This window comes from Acinetobacter sp. ANC 3813, from assembly GCF_002135435.1.
Classification (GTDB): Bacteria; Pseudomonadota; Gammaproteobacteria; order Pseudomonadales; family Moraxellaceae; genus Acinetobacter.
Genome location: NZ_NEGK01000004.1, coordinates 337,769 through 354,361 on the forward strand (window position 1 = coordinate 337,769; position 16,593 = coordinate 354,361).

General features: G+C 43.9%; 13 protein-coding genes. 8 read left to right on the forward strand and 5 right to left on the reverse strand.

The window, feature by feature from the left end; all coding sequences use genetic code 11:
• Window positions 1-369 precede the first annotated feature (369 nt).
• The 3 genes from B9T34_RS08530 (at window position 370) to B9T34_RS08540 (ending at window position 4,308) form a co-directional block, all read left to right on the forward strand.
• A complete protein-coding gene (locus B9T34_RS08530) occupies window positions 370-1,740 on the forward strand; it encodes a uracil-xanthine permease family protein (RefSeq protein ID WP_086212727.1) in 1,371 nt (456 codons plus the stop codon).
• Window positions 1,741-1,806: 66 nt separating this feature from the next.
• Window positions 1,807-2,832: a methyltransferase gene (locus B9T34_RS08535; protein WP_086212728.1), complete on the forward strand. Its 1,026-nt coding sequence runs from the start codon at window positions 1,807-1,809 to the stop codon at window positions 2,830-2,832.
• 9 nt (window positions 2,833-2,841) lie between these two features.
• Window positions 2,842-4,308: an amino acid permease gene (locus B9T34_RS08540; RefSeq protein WP_086212729.1), complete on the forward strand. Its 1,467-nt coding sequence runs from the start codon at window positions 2,842-2,844 to the stop codon at window positions 4,306-4,308.
• A 471-nt stretch (window positions 4,309-4,779) separates the two neighbouring features.
• Here the strand turns inward: B9T34_RS08540 and omp38 are convergent, their stop codons facing one another.
• Window positions 4,780-5,838 carry an outer membrane protein Omp38 gene (gene omp38, locus B9T34_RS08545; protein WP_086212730.1) on the reverse strand — a complete coding sequence of 353 codons (1,059 nt, stop codon included), beginning with the start codon at window positions 5,836-5,838 and terminating at the stop codon, window positions 4,780-4,782.
• A gap of 375 nt (window positions 5,839-6,213) precedes the next feature.
• Here omp38 and B9T34_RS08550 point away from each other — a divergent pair, with 375 nt between their 5' ends.
• From B9T34_RS08550 to B9T34_RS08560, 3 genes are all read left to right on the forward strand, one after another.
• A complete protein-coding gene (locus tag B9T34_RS08550; RefSeq protein WP_086212731.1) occupies window positions 6,214-6,735 on the forward strand; it encodes a GspH/FimT family pseudopilin in 522 nt (173 codons plus the stop codon).
• A 110-nt stretch (window positions 6,736-6,845) separates the two neighbouring features.
• Window positions 6,846-8,021, forward strand: a complete 1,176-nt coding sequence (locus tag B9T34_RS08555) for a thiolase family protein (RefSeq protein ID WP_086212732.1) — start codon at window positions 6,846-6,848, stop codon at window positions 8,019-8,021.
• 192 nt (window positions 8,022-8,213) lie between these two features.
• Window positions 8,214-8,657, forward strand: a complete 444-nt coding sequence (locus B9T34_RS08560; protein WP_086212733.1) for a VOC family protein — start codon at window positions 8,214-8,216, stop codon at window positions 8,655-8,657.
• A gap of 48 nt (window positions 8,658-8,705) precedes the next feature.
• Here B9T34_RS08560 and B9T34_RS08565 read toward each other — a convergent pair whose 3' ends face one another.
• The 4 genes from B9T34_RS08565 to B9T34_RS08580 all read right to left on the reverse strand — a co-directional run bounded on the left by B9T34_RS08565 (window position 8,706) and on the right by B9T34_RS08580 (window position 13,832).
• On the reverse strand, window positions 8,706-10,124 hold the full coding sequence (locus B9T34_RS08565; RefSeq protein WP_086212734.1) for a hypothetical protein: 1,419 nt from the start codon (window positions 10,122-10,124) through the stop codon (window positions 8,706-8,708).
• Between the two features lie 104 nt (window positions 10,125-10,228).
• Window positions 10,229-10,714 (reverse strand): DUF934 domain-containing protein, encoded by a 486-nt coding sequence (locus tag B9T34_RS08570; protein WP_086212735.1) that lies wholly within the window; start codon window positions 10,712-10,714, stop codon window positions 10,229-10,231.
• On the reverse strand, window positions 10,707-12,350 hold the full coding sequence (locus B9T34_RS08575) for a nitrite/sulfite reductase (protein ID WP_086212736.1): 1,644 nt from the start codon (window positions 12,348-12,350) through the stop codon (window positions 10,707-10,709). The genes B9T34_RS08570 and B9T34_RS08575 overlap by 8 nt, the downstream gene beginning before the upstream one ends.
• Window positions 12,351-12,713: 363 nt before the next feature.
• A complete protein-coding gene (locus B9T34_RS08580) occupies window positions 12,714-13,832 on the reverse strand; it encodes a CaiB/BaiF CoA transferase family protein (protein WP_086212737.1) in 1,119 nt (372 codons plus the stop codon).
• 211 nt (window positions 13,833-14,043) lie between these two features.
• Here B9T34_RS08580 and B9T34_RS08585 point away from each other — a divergent pair, with 211 nt between their 5' ends.
• Window positions 14,044-15,054 (forward strand): AraC family transcriptional regulator, encoded by a 1,011-nt coding sequence (locus B9T34_RS08585; RefSeq protein WP_086212738.1) that lies wholly within the window; start codon window positions 14,044-14,046, stop codon window positions 15,052-15,054.
• Between the two features lie 315 nt (window positions 15,055-15,369).
• On the forward strand, window positions 15,370-16,575 hold the full coding sequence (locus tag B9T34_RS08590; protein WP_086212739.1) for an acetyl-CoA C-acetyltransferase: 1,206 nt from the start codon (window positions 15,370-15,372) through the stop codon (window positions 16,573-16,575).
• The last annotated feature ends 18 nt before the right edge of the window (window positions 16,576-16,593 follow it).

A 16,593-nucleotide genomic window follows, 5' to 3' on the forward strand; every position in this document is an offset into this window, starting at 1 on the left:
ATGCCGAAAAGAAGGGTTCGCTTTATTCACTCCAAAATACGGAAATATCATATTTTCTTAGAAACTACACACATCTCATTTGCACCGCACATTTCTATGCGTACTGTGCCTTACTATTCAAAAATAAAAAAATGTGCATATATTGATTGATTTACCTGCATCCTCCATTAAGCTGAAAAAACTTTTTTATAATATATAAAACAATACAATATATAGATATTTCTTCTCAGGCCATCCTATTCGATCCAATATTTTCAGGTGAAATTTGACCTAGGGCAAACTCTTTTTCACGCTGTCCGGCGCTAATTAATTTTGTAAAGCTGTGTAATGCGATTAGAATAGCGCCACCTTGCCTTACTTTGCCTTGAAATGTCAGATTCAAATCAAACTCCCACCCAAAATGACCAGCTCGATCTTGTTTATGGACTGAATGACCGTCCAAAACCGCTTGTTGCTTTCCTTGCCGCATTCCAGCACCTTTTAGCCATCATCGTTCCAATTGTGACCCCTGGCTTATTGATCTGTTTAGCATTAGGCGTATCGAAAGAAGATACGAACATGATTCTATCCATGTCTTTAGTTATTTCAGGTATCGCAACCTTTTTACAATGCAAAAAGGTCGGCCCATTCGGCGCAGGCCTGCTGATTGTTCAAGGCACCAGCTTTAACTTTATTGGCCCAATTATTGGTATTGGTTCTGCAATGGTCGCTGCAGGCACACCTGTTGAATCCGTCATGGCGGCAATTTTCGGTGTTGTCATTGCCGGTTCATTTATTGAAATGGGTGTTTCACGCATTCTGCCGTGGATTAAAAAACTGATTACCCCTTTAGTGACAGGCATTGTTGTGCTGTTAATTGGCTTAACGCTGATTAAAGAAGGCCTGATCAGCATGGGCGGCGGTTATCAAGCTATGGGCGATAAAACCTTTGCCAATGCTGACAACCTCATTATGTCATGCACCGTTTTAGCATTAATTATTCTCTTAAACCGTGTGCGCATTACTTGGGTTAAAAGCTCAGCGATTCTCATCGCGCTTGTTGTAGGCTATGCCCTTGCCGGCTTTATGGGACACTTAAATTTCTCTGGCTTGAGCGATGCGCCGCTGGTGCAAATTCCAACCCCTATGCATTTTGGCTTGGACTTCTCTTGGAGCCTGTTCATCCCAATGGCGTTCATTTATCTTGTGACTTCTTTGGAAGCGATTGGCGATATTACTGCCACGTCTAAACTGTCAAATCAGCCTGTAGACGGCCCTGAGTGGATGAAGCGCATTAAAGGCGGCGTATTGGTGAATGGCGCAAACTCTTTGCTTGCAGGTTTATTCAATACGTTCCCAAGCTCCGTGTTTGCACAAAACAATGGCGTGATTCAATTAACCGGTGTCGCAAGCCGCTATGTCGGTATTTGGATTGCTGCGCTTTTGGTGATTCTAGGCCTATTGCCTGCCGTCGCGGGTGTCATTCAAGCTGTACCCCAAGCAGTTCTTGGCGGTGCTGTTATGGTGATGTTTGGCGCTGTAGCGGCTTCTGGCATTAACATCTTATCTGGCATTCATTTAGACCGCCGTGCGCTGCTGATTATTGCGATTTCATTAGCCTTGGGCTTGGGTGTTGCACAAGTGCCGCAAATCCTTGAGCATCTGCCTGAACTGTTCCGCAACATTTTCAGTTCTGGTGTAGCAACTGGCGGTATCGCAGCTCTATTATTAAATATCATCCTGCCTGAAACGAAAAAATAATTTCATTTCAGCCTGTACGGTGCCCAGCGTTGTCTGGGCTTCGTTTTTACTTAGGAGTAGTAAATTATGGATCCTAGAAGTGAAGTTATTCTTCGGCAGCAGGATTTTCTAAACGGTTCAGTGCTTTTCATTAATGCGCCTTGTGATGATCTTCAAGCGCAAATGTCTGCACAGGTCAATGCACAGTTTTGGACGTGGAATTATAACGAATACCTGTATCTGCAAAACCAAAAATCACAGGTTCATTTTGGCATTGATGTGCCGGAAACTGACTTTGAGCAGGCGGTCATTTTTGTTCCAAAATCAAAGGAACTGCTGAACTATGTTTTGCATAACGTTCTCAGCCGCTTAAAAGCAGGCTCTTCTGTTTTTTTAGTCGGCGAGAAAAAAGGCGGTGTAGAGCGTGCGGCCAAACAGCTGCAGCCCTATGGCAGCGCGATTAAACTCGACAGCGCGCGCCATTGCCAAATGTGGCAGCTGACCAGCAATACGTCTCCAGAACAAAGACCTGTTTCAAGCTGGATTCAAGAATATACAGTGAATACGCCAAATGGCGAGTTAAGCATCTGCGCGCTGCCGGGTGTATTCAGTCAAAATAAATTAGATGTTGGTACTGCAGTGTTGCTGCCTTATCTTTCACAAGTGACCTCAGGCAAGATTGCTGATTTTGGCTGCGGTGCAGGTGTCATTAGCGCTTATTTGGCTAAGCTGAATCCCAAAAACCGTATTTTTGCTCTAGATGTCGATGCCTTTGCTTTGGCCTCTACAAAATTCACTTTCGAGAAAAATAATCTTTTACCAGAACAGCTTGAGATTAAAGCAGTCAGCGGCATTGAAGATGCGCCGCTTTTCTTGCATGCCATAGTCAGCAATCCCCCATTCCATCAAGGCATACATACCGATTACAATGCCAGTGAAAATTTATGCAAGACCTCACGCCGTCATTTAAAATCTGGCGGTGAACTATGGATTGTTGCGAACCGTTTTTTAAATTATCCCGTATTAATTGAGCAAAGTTTTGGTCGGTACACAACAAAAACTGATCAGCAAGGCTTCAAAGTGCTCTTCGCCAGCACTCAAAAAAAATCTTAAGGAACAACGATGAGCGAAACCACTCAACCGGAGCACTTGCAGCGTAAGCTCGGTGCCCGCCATCTGAATATGATCGCAATCGGCGGTTCTATCGGTACAGGCCTCTTTTTGGCTTCAGGCGCAACGATTGCCAATGCAGGCCCTGGCGGCGCGTTATTGGCCTATTGCTTGATTGGCGTGATGATTTACTTCCTCATGACCAGCCTTGGTGAACTTGCAACACACAACCCGACTTCGGGCGCATTCTTCACCTACGGCACCAAGTATGTCGAAGGCGGATTCGGTTTTGCGCTGGGCTGGAACTACTGGTACAACTGGGCCATTACCGTTGCTTTTGAATTGGTTGCTGTACAGTTCATTATGAAGTTCTGGTTCCCAGACATTCCCGGCTTCTACTGGAGCGCGATCTTCCTTGCTGTCGTATTCGGCATCAATGCCTTAACCGTAAAAGGTTTTGGTGAAAGCGAATTCCTCTTCTCTCTCGTCAAAGTTTTGGCCATCATCATCTTCATTGTGATTGGTATCTTTATGATTTTCAAAATCATGATGACACCCGGTACCGAAGTTTTTGCGAACTGGAGCAAAGGCGAAGCGCCATTTGTTGGCGGTTTATCTGCACTAATTGGTGTAGCGATGATTGCCGGATTCTCCTTTCAGGGGACTGAAATGGTCGGTGTGGCGGCTGGTGAATCGAAAGATCCGCAAAAAACCATCCCTATCGCGATTAAACAGATTTTCTGGCGCATTCTTTTATTCTACGTGGTCTGTATTTTCATTATCGGCACATTGATTGCGTATGATGATCCGCGTCTCTTGCAAGCGGCATCCAGCGAAAATATCACGCTTTCTCCATTTACACTCTTGTATGAAAAAGCAGGTTTCGCCTTTGCTGCAGGTGTGATGAATGCCGTAATTTTGACTGCGATTTTATCTGCAGGCAACTCAGGCATGTATTCATCTACACGGATGCTGTTTGATATGGCCAAAAACGGCAGCGCGCCGAAAGCCTTCGCTAAACTTGATGGCCGCGGTGTACCAATGAATGCCCTGTATGCCACTACAGCCATTGCAGCGCTATGCTTCTTGACTACATTTATTGGTGAAGAACAAGTCTTTAACTGGCTGCTGAATATGTCAGGCATGTGCGGCTTTATCGTCTGGCTCGGTATTGCTGTGTCTCACTACCGTTTCCGCAAAGGCTATATCGCTCAAGGCAATAAATTGGAAGATCTTGCTTACCGTGCTAAATTCTTTCCTTTCGCGCCTTGGTTCGCCTTCATCCTGTGCGCCATTGTTGTGCTGGGACAGAACTATCAAGCAGTGCTTGCAGGCGATGTATTGGCGGTTGTATCAACCTACATCGGCATTTTCTTATTCCTGGTCATTTGGCTGGGCTATAAATGGAAATTCAAAACCAAATTGGTGCCTTACCAAGAGATGGATGTCCGCCCAATGAATGTAGACCGTGAACAATAATCTTTAACAGCAATTTTGATTGCTGCTTAGTACTTAAAAAACAGCCTTTGGGCTGTTTTTTTTAACTTTCTAAAACGATAAGACAGCCCTGCTATTCGGTAAATATTTTTAGCCATTCTTTATCTTTATTGTTTTCATTTATCTTTTGCCTCATTCCAAGTTTCAATTAGCTTTAGCATATTCAAAACACGCTCAGCTTTATACGCGCGCTCCGCTCTAATCAATGTAGTTTCAAAGCAAGACCACAGCGAATGCAAATGTGCTGCCTCAGCCTTGCAGAAGGCTATTTCAAGCAAAATGCACAGCGTCACCTTTTCAACAGTCTAAGTATTCCCCCCAATAAATCTATCAAAGGTGTTGGTAGATATGGGCACTGCTTAATACGAATATGCACTCTGGGTACAATATTTAAAATACAGACATAAAAAAAGCAGCCTTTCGGCTGCTTTTTTACATCAGTTCAATAATAAATTATTGAGCTGCTGCTTGACCTTCAACAACTACTGTACGGCTGCCAGAGATAGTCGCGAATACACGACGGTTCATAGCACGGCCTTCTTTAGTGTTGTTGTCAGCAATCGGTTGATCCCAAGCGAAACCTTGAGTAGACAAACGAGCTGGATCAACATTGTATTCATTTACAAGTGAAGATTTAACAGAGTTAGCACGAGCCAATGATAAACGTTCGTTCAATGCACGTGGACCAGTGTTGTCTGTGTGACCTTCGATGCGAGCAGTAGCGTTTGGATATTCAACTAACTTCTCAGCAACTTTAGCAATTTCTGGCTTGTATTGATCTTTGATGTTTGATTTGTTTGTATCAAAGAACACGCGAAGTTCCATGTTAAGGTCTTCAGTCAACTCTTGTGGAGCTGGAGCTACAGGAGCTGGAGCTACAGGAGCAACTTCAACTACAGGAGCAGCTGGCTTCAAGTGACCGCCAAGAACTACGTTAAGACCAGCAAGCGCTGTGTAGTTCCAGAAATCTTCGTCGATGTTGTAAGTAGCACGAGCTTCAGTACGTAGAGATAAAGCATCGTTTAAGCGCCAGAAAGCACCAAGACCTGCGTTACCCAAAGTACCTTCTTCTTTGTAGCCACGTGGAGCTGCACCAGCAACATCACGGCCTGCAAGAGAATCTAGGTCATATTTGTAGTGACCAGCACCTAACAATACGTAAGGCTTGATTTTGCTGTCGTAGTTTTTAGTGATCAAATCAGAAGTAGCATAGAAGTTACCGTTGATTTGAGTTTGTTTGTATTCGCCTTGGTTTGCGTCTGAATCACCTTTAACTTGGTTGTATTCAGCTTCGAAACCTAACCATGGAGTCAATTCAACACCAAGCGCTGCACCAACGAATAAATCGTCTTGAAGCTCTTGACCGCCATCAGTCAAGTTGCCGCGGCTGTTGTTGTGCTCAGAATCTTGGAAAGTGTAACCAACCATTAATGGAGTAACAGTTACGCCAGCGTTTGCAGCTGCAAGAGGAGCAGCTACCAGCATTGCTAAAGCAATACGACTCATTTTCATGGATTTATCCTCCAGAGATAAAAATTGTTGTTCAAGCTTAAGCCTAAATTTGGCTATCCTGAGATAGGCTTTCTAATACCCCAGTTTTTTTTTTAAGCTATTCACGCTGAATCATACAAACACTTTTTTATTTTTCCAAGTGCTTGATTAATCTAATCAAGTAAATTATTGACAAAATTACTTACAATTTCCGTTGTAATTCGGTAATTTTTTACTCAATTTATTTTTGTGAATGGCCTATTGTCACTTGCCTTTATTTTAGCAGTTTTCTCAAAATTTGAGTAATAAAATTAACTGCTTCACATCATAAAGCATAAAAACTATTTACTAATACCATAATTTTTATAAAAAAATATATAACAATAGGTTTCGACTATGTTTTTTCCAACTAAAAATGGCTTCACACTATTTGAACTTTTGGTCAGCATTGCCATCTTTGCAATTATCGCAGCAATCGCTATGCCCTATTTTCAGCAGCAAATGGCTCAGCAAGAAATTAAAACAACCATAGCAAAACTCATCAATGCCAATCAGGCCTCTAAAAATTTAGCGCTGCTGCACCATACCAATATTGTCATTTGCCCCAGTAAACTTCTTACACAATGTGAACCTGCACAGTGGAACAGCGGATTTATTGTCTTCACGGATTTTAATAAGAACCGTACGCTAGATGAAGATGAGAAGATCCTGCATAGCGAAGCATTAGATTTACAATATGGCACGCTCAATTGGAAAGGCACACTCAATATCCCCAGTATTACTTTTCTTGCGATCTCAGGTCTGCCAAACGGTTCAAATGGCGGGTTTTACTATTGTTCTACTACAGGACTGCCGCATCAGAAGCTCAATCTCAGCCGTATGGGGCATACCCGTCTAGAAAATATCAGCAGCTGTTAGAACTCCTGAGTCTTCAACAATTCCTCAGCAACGCTTTATTCCCGAGCTTTTTTCAATATACTGCTCGGGCGAGGATATTTTTTAATTAAAAAAATTGTGGAGAAAGGACAATGACCGACATCGTAATTGTAAATGGCGCACGTACCGCAATGGGCGGATTCCAAGGCAGTCTTGCAGGCTTAACCGCGCCTGAGCTTGGCGCAGCAGCGATTAAAGAAGCGATTTCACGCTCAGGCTTGCAGCCAGCCGATGTCGAAGAAGTGATTATGGGCTGCGTGCTGCCAGCCGGTTTAAAGCAAGGCCCAGCCCGCCAAGCAATGCGTCAGGCTGGCCTTCCTGATTCGACAGGCGCCGTCACTATTAACAAGCTTTGCGGTTCAGGCATGAAAGCCGTGATGCAAGCAGCAGATATGATTAAAGCGGGTTCTGCGCAGATCGCAGTTGCGGGCGGCATGGAGTCTATGACCAATGCGCCTTATGTACTGACTAAAGCGCGTGCTGGCTACCGTATGGGCCATGGCGACGTCAAAGACCACATGTTCTTGGATGGCCTTGAAGACGCAGAAACTGGCCGCCTGATGGGTTCTTTTGCACAAGATATGGCAATTGCTAAAGGCTATACCCGTGAACAAATGGACAACTTTGCAATCCGCTCTTTAAAACGCGCGCAAACTGCAATTACTGAAGGCTATTTTGCTGATGAAATTGTGCCCGTCACTGTTTCAAGCCGTAAAGGCAATGTGATTGTTGATAAAGATGAACAGCCGTTTAATGCCAACATCGACAAAATTCCAACTTTACGCCCTGCATTTGCCAAAGACGGTACGATTACCGCAGCCAACGCCAGCTCGATTTCTGATGGCGCATCTGCATTGGTTTTAACTTCTGCCGAAAATGCTGCAGCCAAAGGTTTAGCGCCTTTAGCGAAAATTGTGGCTTATGCATCAAACTCTCAGCATCCGTCAGAATTTACCATTGCTCCAGTGGGCGCGATTCAAAAAGTGTTAAATCAAACTGGCTGGGCTGCTTCCGATGTTGATCTTTGGGAAATCAATGAAGCTTTTGCCATGGTGACTATGTGCCCAATGGATGAGTTCAAATTGGATGCTGAAAAAGTCAATATCAATGGCGGCGCATGTGCATTAGGTCACCCAGTAGGTTCTACAGGTTCGCGTATTATTTTGACACTGATTCACGCGCTTAAACGCACTGGCGGCAAGCGCGGCATTGCAGCGCTCTGTATTGGCGGCGGTGAAGCTACTGCTGTAGCAATTGAAGTGCTTTAATGCTTTATAGCCTTCCTGAGTAAAGGCAGATTTAGGGGGATTTTTTACCCCCTTCTTATCAAAAAAAAGCATATTAAAATCCTCCTCATCGGGAGGATTTTTTTGCTTACATTTCTTTATAGATTGATCATTTAAAGTTAAGAAAAGCGTCCTAATATTTAAAGTTATACCTAACAAAAGTGGATGTTCGCTATGCAGCTGAATCATTATCTGAACTTTAAAGGCGATACTGAAGCCGCTTTCAACTTTTACAAATCCGTGTTTGGCGGAGAATTTTCTGCGCTGATGCGTTATAGCGATATGCCTGCTCAGGAAGGCGTTTCCCTGTCCGATGCAGATCAGCAAAAGATCATGCATATTTCCCTGCCGATCAACGAATTTACCGTGCTAATGGCCTCAGATGTCAGTGAACAATTCTGCGCGAAAACCAACCAACCCTTTGCCGTAGGTAACAATCACTATATTTCGATTAATTTAGAAAGCAGTGAACAGGCTCAAGCCAAAACACTGTTTGATGCGCTGTCCAAAGATGGCTCTATAGAAATGCCGCTGGAAAAAACCTTCTGGGGCGCATTATACGGCGCATTTACCGATCAATTTGGTATTAAATGGATGGTGAATTGCCAGCTGGAATAATTACCGAATTAAAAAACCTCATGAATCAATATTCTGAGGTTTTTTAAGCTACATTTTAATGTCTAATCTCTGTTCTAATATTTTTCGAACATTTTGTCCTGAGAATACCTCTGGAAATTGCTGCATCATACTGGGCACGACAGATTGTAAATACTGCTTTTGATGCGCCGACCAATGCGGAGGATAAATCTCATCATTTATACGCCAAAGCCGACGCTGCACATGCATGTCATAAAGATTCTGCTCTTTTCGCCCATTAATAGAACTTAGCTGTAAGGCATACCAATACAACTGTTCCCATCGATTATAACTCTCCACCAGCTCTAAACGCTGCAATAAGGAAATCGGCTCAGATAACACCACTAAATGTTCAAGTTCAACTATGCTCAAATGCTGACCTGTAAGCTTTCGCAGTTTTAGCAAGCGATTTAATGTTAATTTCTCATCAACAGATTGATAATATTCATTAAAATATTCAAAACCAATGTATTTTCTTTTCAAAGCAAGTTGCAAAATCGCCATGGATATCAGTGGATTATTCAAAGACTGAATCATTTGAAAAAACTCAGTCAATGATCCTTTCCGAATCATCCATTGATATGCTCTTAGACGGAGTTTCCTTTTTGATAAAGACTCAAATGGATGATCTTGAAAATATTGATCAAAATTAAAATTCTTTTGCCTTAAAGCAAAATCAGCATAGTCCATGACCGCCAAATATGGGCTATGCCACACCTCAATGAGATCATTTACGGTTAAGGCATCTTTTTTCCATAATTCATTAAACAGCTCGTATTGCACATCTTTTTGCTGAGAGTTTTTAAGAATAGAAAGCATCTGCTGATCTGAGCTAGTTTGTATTAGCTGATCGAGCCAATATTTTCGAACCAGCTGATCTTTAGAATGACGGCAAAGTAATATCAACTCTTTTTCATCTAACCATTCAAATTCCACCGCAAAAGTTAAAAGAGCGCGAGGAAGACGCCCCTGCTTTTGCGTTAGATTTTCGACTAAAAAAAGTTTGTTTTGCCCAATATTGTTCATAAGCAAATGAAATACTTTAGGATTGACACGCAGCCTCTTTTGCAACGCTGCTATTTCAAAAAAATTCTGTAGACACAGCTCAGAAAATTCTGGACGCTCCGACCAACGCTGCAGATGATCTACTGCTAATTTTTGATTGATTTGAACATAATCATTTAAGCGCCATAGCAAATGTGGAAATAATAAAGGATCAAAACACTCTCTTAAATCTTCCAAAATTTCTTGACGGAGATGACCGTCATAACTTCTTAAGCGAAATAATTTTTGTTCAAACTCAGATACGCTTGGATAAAAAGGACAATAATCGTAATCCAACTCGTTATTTATATAGTCCTCAGCCACAACAACAACTTCAGCATTATTTTCTGATTTTACTGTTTCAACTTTTTTGGGCGAAATTAGCTTTGCTAAAAATTTCCACATGAGTGATGGTGTTTCGTTTTTGATTTTTTATACTAATAGCATATTTAAAATCTCTGAATAAAAAAAATCCTCCGCTTGGGAGGATTTTTTCATCAAATGAAGGCTCAAGCACCCGTTTGATAATGCGCTTGCGGTACAGCAGTCGACGCTTGGTACGGGTTGGTAAAATCACCTAAACCTGCAGCGGCTTCCTGAATGTCTTTACCTTCTTTCACAACAAAAGAATCAAAGCCAGAGCGTTTCATGTAGTTCAATACATCTTTGAATACATCGCCAGTTGCACGCAGCTCACCTTGATAGCCTTGACGGCGTAACAGTGCTGCAAATGAATAGCCGCGGCCATCATTAAAACCGGCAAAATCAATAAAAATTGTATCTAATTGATCAAGCGGGAATGTATTCACTTCTGGAGATGCATCCACAGTAATGAATAAACCTTTTTTACCGGTCACTTGAGCAAGCTGATCCAGCTGTTCAACCGTTAATACCACATCGCCCTGCGGCAGCGCGCCATCTTCAGCAATAACTTGGTAAGTATTGTCTGCAACAGAGCCATCCTTAAAGAGGACTTGAAGTGCTGTATTAAGCATATGCACGCTCCTTAAATGGCTGAATGCCGACACGGCGGTAAGTTTCAATAAACTCTTCGCCTTCTGTACGCAAATCTAAATACGTATTTAAGATTTCTTCGATGATGTCTGGAACCACTTCTGCAGCAAATGATGGCCCTAAGATATCGCCAATTGATGCGTCATGGTCAGCGTTGCCGCCCAAAGTGATTTGGTAGAACTCAGCGCCTTTTTTATCCACACCCAAAATGCCGATGTTGCCGACATGGTGATGTCCGCAGGCATTCATACAGCCTGAGATATTCAGATCAATGTGGCCAAGGTTGTAGACCGTATCCAAATCGTCAAAACGGCGTGAAATCGCTTCAGAAATTGGAATAGATTTCGCATTGGCCAATGAACAGAAGTCACCGCCTGGGCAGCAGATAATGTCGGTAATGAAGCCGATATGCGCGCGGGCAAGGTTGTTCTTTTCAAGAATCTGCCACAATTCAAACAAGTCTTTTTGCGGAACATCCACCAAAGAAATGTTTTGTTCATGCGTTGTGCGCAATTCACCAAAAGTATATTTGTCTGCAAGGTCAGCAATCAGGTTCATTTCTTCAACCGTCATGTCGCCCGGCGCAACGCCAGCACGTTTCAATGAAATCGTAACGATGCGGTAACCTGAAACTTTATGCGCATTGGTGTTGATGTTGAACCATTGCTTGAACTTCGGCTCAGCCGCAAACTGTGCAGCAAAATCTTCATCAGCATAGTTTTGGTATGCAAATGGCGTGAAGTTGTCATCCATTTTTGCCAAAGTCGCCGCATCAATTTTTAAAGTCTTGATGGTATGCGCAAATTCTGCTTCGACTTTTTCTGCAAATACAGCTGGAGTCAAAGCTTTCACTAAAATTTTAATACGCGCTTTATATTTATTGTCACGGCGGCCGTGCAAGTTATACACACGAAGTACTGCTTCTAAGTAAGCAATCAAGTCTTCACGCGGCAAGAAGTCACGGATAAAGCTGCCGATCACTGGTGTACGGCCTAAACCGCCGCCCACTTTAATCTTATAGCCCATCTCGCCAGCTTCATTTTTCACGATATATACACCAATATCGTGGAATGACGTTGCTGCACGGTCAATTTCTTCAAGCGCTGATACAGCGATTTTAAATTTACGCGGCAGGAAAGCGAACTCAGGATGGAATGTAGACCATTGACGGATCAATTCACATGTCGGACGCGGGTCTGCAATTTCACCAGCAACCACACCTGCATATTGGTCCGTTGTGGTGTTGCGGATACAGTTGCCTGAAGTTTGGATCGCATGCATTTGCACAGATGCCAATTCTTGCAGCATGTCCGGCACATTTTCAAGTGCAGGCCAGTTAAACTGAATGTTTTGACGTGTAGAAACGTGCGCGTAACCGCGGTCAAAATCTTTTGCCAGCTCTGCAACTTTGCGCAGCTGTTTAGAGTTCATTAGACCGTAAGGTACTGCAATACGCAGCATCGGCGCATAGCGCTGAACATATAAACCATTTTGAAGGCGCAGCGGACGGTATTCATCTTCCGTCAATTTGCCTGCTAAATAACGTTCCGTTTGATCGCGGAACTGTGCAACACGTTCATTGACCAGTTGCTGGTCAAAATCAGTATATAAATACATGGCGTACAGCTAGTAATTTCTATTATAACGGTGCACAGCATAGCGAGATTTCATCTATCAAGAAAATGCGTTTTTTACATATTTCATAGCGGTTTTATTGATAAGCCTATGCAAATTTCACTGATATAACGCCTTACAGCCTGATTCATCTTACTTTTATCAATATTGATTTATTTATTCAGTCTTTAGCATTTATTTTCATAACAATAAAAGCCTGAACAGTACGGCTTCTTTTTCTTGCCATTTCACGCGATGCGGCCTCAGGCTCTGTACAATCCCATATCTATAAAGCATAGAACAGTCTGAAATGTTTTATAGGGCTGAAGCGAATCGCTTTGCCATATAAAAAGAACTCAGCTCAACTTACCACTGCCCTTGGCCCAGCGCCTGCCCCATAAAGTCATAACGCAGTTTAGATCGAGAAAATTTAATCGGGCAAGCCAGCTGCAGCTCTGAGTCAGAGCCAGATGCCTGCAACGGGACATCGACCAGCCATCCGCGCTCCTGCGCAAGTTGTGAATGCATCGCTTCTCCCAAACTCAATACAGGCTCGACGCAAACATCCGCCGCTTTAAACAAAGCATTCCAAAATGCAAAATCCTGCGTGCGGATTTTATCCTGTATCGCCTGCTTCACCGCCTGCCGGTCATTTTCCGCAAAGGATGCGCCTTTTTCCGCGACGATTGGCAACTCTAAAATCTGCGCCAATCCAAGCATGAACTGCGGTTCTAAACTGCCAATCGATAAGTAACGGCCATCGCACGTTTCATAATAGTCATAAAATGTGCCGCCATTTAAATGTGACTGTTCAGGCTGCTGCGCCACCTTGCCGGCAATCTCCGCCGCCGCGGCCATGTTGTTTAAAGCCACCGCGCAATCTGTCATTGAAATGTCAATATATTGGCCTAGACTGCTTTGTGAACGTTCAATGACTGCGCTGAGGATAGCAATAACAGCATGCAGTGAACCGCCAGCCACATCGGCGATTTGAATGCCCAGCGGCGGCGGCCCCCCGTGCTGACGGCCGCTGTGTCCAACAATGCCGGAAAGCGCCAGATAGTTAATATCATGGCCTGCACGGTCTTTATAGCTGCCGGTCTGACCATAGCCTGTGATTGAACAGTAAATTAACTGTGGATGAATTTCTGCAAGGCTTTGATAATCCAAGCCTAAACGCTGCATCACGTCGGGCCTGAATTGTTCTACGACAATGTCATATTCGGTAATTTTAGATTTAAGCAAGGCGATGCTGTCAGGATTTTTTAAATCCAGCGCGATAGACTGCTTATTGCGGTTGAGATAATTATGTGAAGACGCCTGCCCATTTGAATACGGCGGCATTAAGCGCACTAAATCCGGCCGCACAGGAGATTCGATATGTACGACTTCAGCCCCCATATCCGCCAAATATAACGTTGCGAATGGCCCAGGCAGCAGCGTGGAAAAATCAAGGACTTTTAGTCCTTTCAGCGGGTAATTCATCGGAGCTTTTACTCTATTTATATTGCATTTTTAGGCATATTAGAAATATAAAACTACTAAAACAATGTCATGTTCAGCCATTTACCTTGATAGTTTCGGCAATTTAACATGTAAAAATGGTTAAAGTACTGTTGTAAATTGCCATGATTACATTTTTTAGCGTCATTTAGGTCAAGCATTAGTGAACATTAAAGAGACTGAAGGAATTAACATGAGTCGCGATACGATCAGTATCCATTTCGTCAACGCAGCCTTATCAGGCGTCAAGCGTCTGGGCATGGATGTCGAAACTTTATTGTCTCACGTCGGTATTGAGGCAGAATTGCTGCGTCAGCCTAAAGCGCGCATATCACCAGAACAGTACACCCGCTTCATTAAAATGCTGTGGATGGTGACACAGGACGAACACGTCGGCTTTGATATTCAGCCGCGCCGTTTGGGCACTTTTGCCATTATGTGCCAATTGATTATTCATGCAAAAACTTTAGGTGAAGCGCTCGAGCTTTCATCACAATTCTATAAATTATTTGGTGATGAATGGTCGGTGTCACTGGAGCGCGATAAGCACGAAGCGCGCTTAGTTCCGCTGATTCCAAAATCAATGGACCCCGATCATTTTATAACTGAAAGCATGCTGATGATTTGGCATGGTTTGGCGTCTTGGCTGATTGAACGCCGCCTGCCTTTAGAGCGTGTGCATTTTGGCTATAGCCGCCCAGAACATGCCGATGAATACGATGCGCTGTTCTTTGCACCCGTGATGCAGTTTGATGCGCCGCGTACAGAAATCACCTTTGCTGCCGATTATCTGGATCTGCCAATCCGTCAAAATGAAGAATCATTAGAAGAGTTCTTAAAAGCTGCGCCTGCACAGCTGCTGGTGAAATTCAAAAATACCAACTCGTTAACTTCGCGTATTCGTGAAGTATTAAAGAGCCAAATTGGCGAAGAAATGCCGACGCTGAACGATGTTGCATCGATGCTGTATCTATCGCCGCAAACATTGCGCCGCCGCTTGGCTGCTGAAGGCAAGAGCTATCAAGGTGTGAAAGACGCCTTGCGCCGTGATGCTGCAATCCATCTATTGCTGAACCCTGAGCTGACTTTGGAAGATGTCGCGCAGCAAGTCGGCTTCAGTGAGACCAGTACGTTCCACCGCGCATTTAAGAAATGGACAGGTGTAACCCCAGGCTTATACCGCCAGCTGCACGGCTATCACTAAGTATTCAGCAGTCTTAAAAAAGCGCCTTTTTAGGTGCTTTTTTATTTTTGCAATAAGGACTGATTGCTTTGCCCGATCCTTAAGTGCTCAAGTTGAATTGTATTGAATGGCTTGCTCAGCTGTTCACCCGCAAGATTCAATTTTCCAGCTGTATTCCTTCACGTTATTGTTCTTCATCTCAAACATAGCATATGGCAAAAAAACTCATCTGACCTGACCCGTTCTCGTCATTGCACTTCATTGATTAATCATTACACTCAAATGCACATAACAATATTTAATGCAAAATTTAATGCAGAAATGAAGGGATAAAATATGAGTGAGGCTTACATCATTGATGCCATCCGCACACCGCGCGGCAAAGGGAAAAAAGACGGTTCACTGCATGCAGTCAAACCGATCAGCTTGCTGACGGGTTTGTTAAACGAACTGAAAGACCGCCATCAATTTGATACCTCGGCAGTCGATGACATTGTTTTAGGCTGTGTGACTCCAATTGGCGACCAAGGTGCGGATATTGCCAAAACTGCAGCTATTGCAGCCGGCTGGGACAATGATGTGGCTGGTGTTCAGATCAACCGTTTCTGCGCATCTGGATTAGAAGCGGTAAATATGGCCGCGCAAAAAGTCCGCTCAGGCTGGGAAGACCTAGTCGTTGCAGGCGGTGTAGAATCCATGTCGCGCGTGCCGATGGGTTCGGATGGCGGCCCGTGGGCGCTGGACCCTGAAACCAATATGGCCTGCGACTTTATACCGCAAGGCATTGGAGCAGATTTAATTGCCACTATTGACGGTTACAGCCGAGCAGATGTCGATGCCTTTGCTGCTAACTCACAGCAAAAAGCGGCGGCGGCTCAAGCCAATGGCTACTTCGATAAATCTGTCGTGCCCGTTAAAGACAAAGCAGGCGTGACCATTTTAGCCCAAGATGAATTTATTAAACCGACCACCACTGCTGAAGGCTTAGGCAAACTCAACCCAAGTTTTGCCATGATGGGGCAAATGGGCTTTGATGCGATTGCACTGCAAAAATACCCAGAAGTTGGCGCGGTGAACCACGTACACCATGCAGGCAACTCATCCGGTATTGTCGATGGCGCAGCCGTGGTTTTGCTGGCATCTGAAAAAGCAGTAAAAGAACAAGGCTTGAAACCGCGCGCCAAAGTTCTAGCGACAGCACTGGTGGGCGCAGACCCTACCATTATGCTGACCGGCCCTACACCTGCCGCGCGTAAAGCCTTAGCCAAAGCTGGCTTAAGCATTGAAGATATTGACCTATTTGAAGTGAATGAAGCCTTTGCTGCTGTGGTGATGCGATTCATTACAGAACTTAAAGTTGACCCTGCCAAAGTCAATGTAAATGGCGGCTCAATTGCTTTAGGACATCCGCTGGGTGCAACAGGGGCAATGATTTTAGGCACGCTTTTGGATGAACTGGAGCGCAAAGGCAAAAAACGCGGTTTAGCGACTTTGTGTGTGGGCGGCGGCATGGGCATTGCCACCATTATTGAGCTGGTTTAATTCAGCTCATCATACATA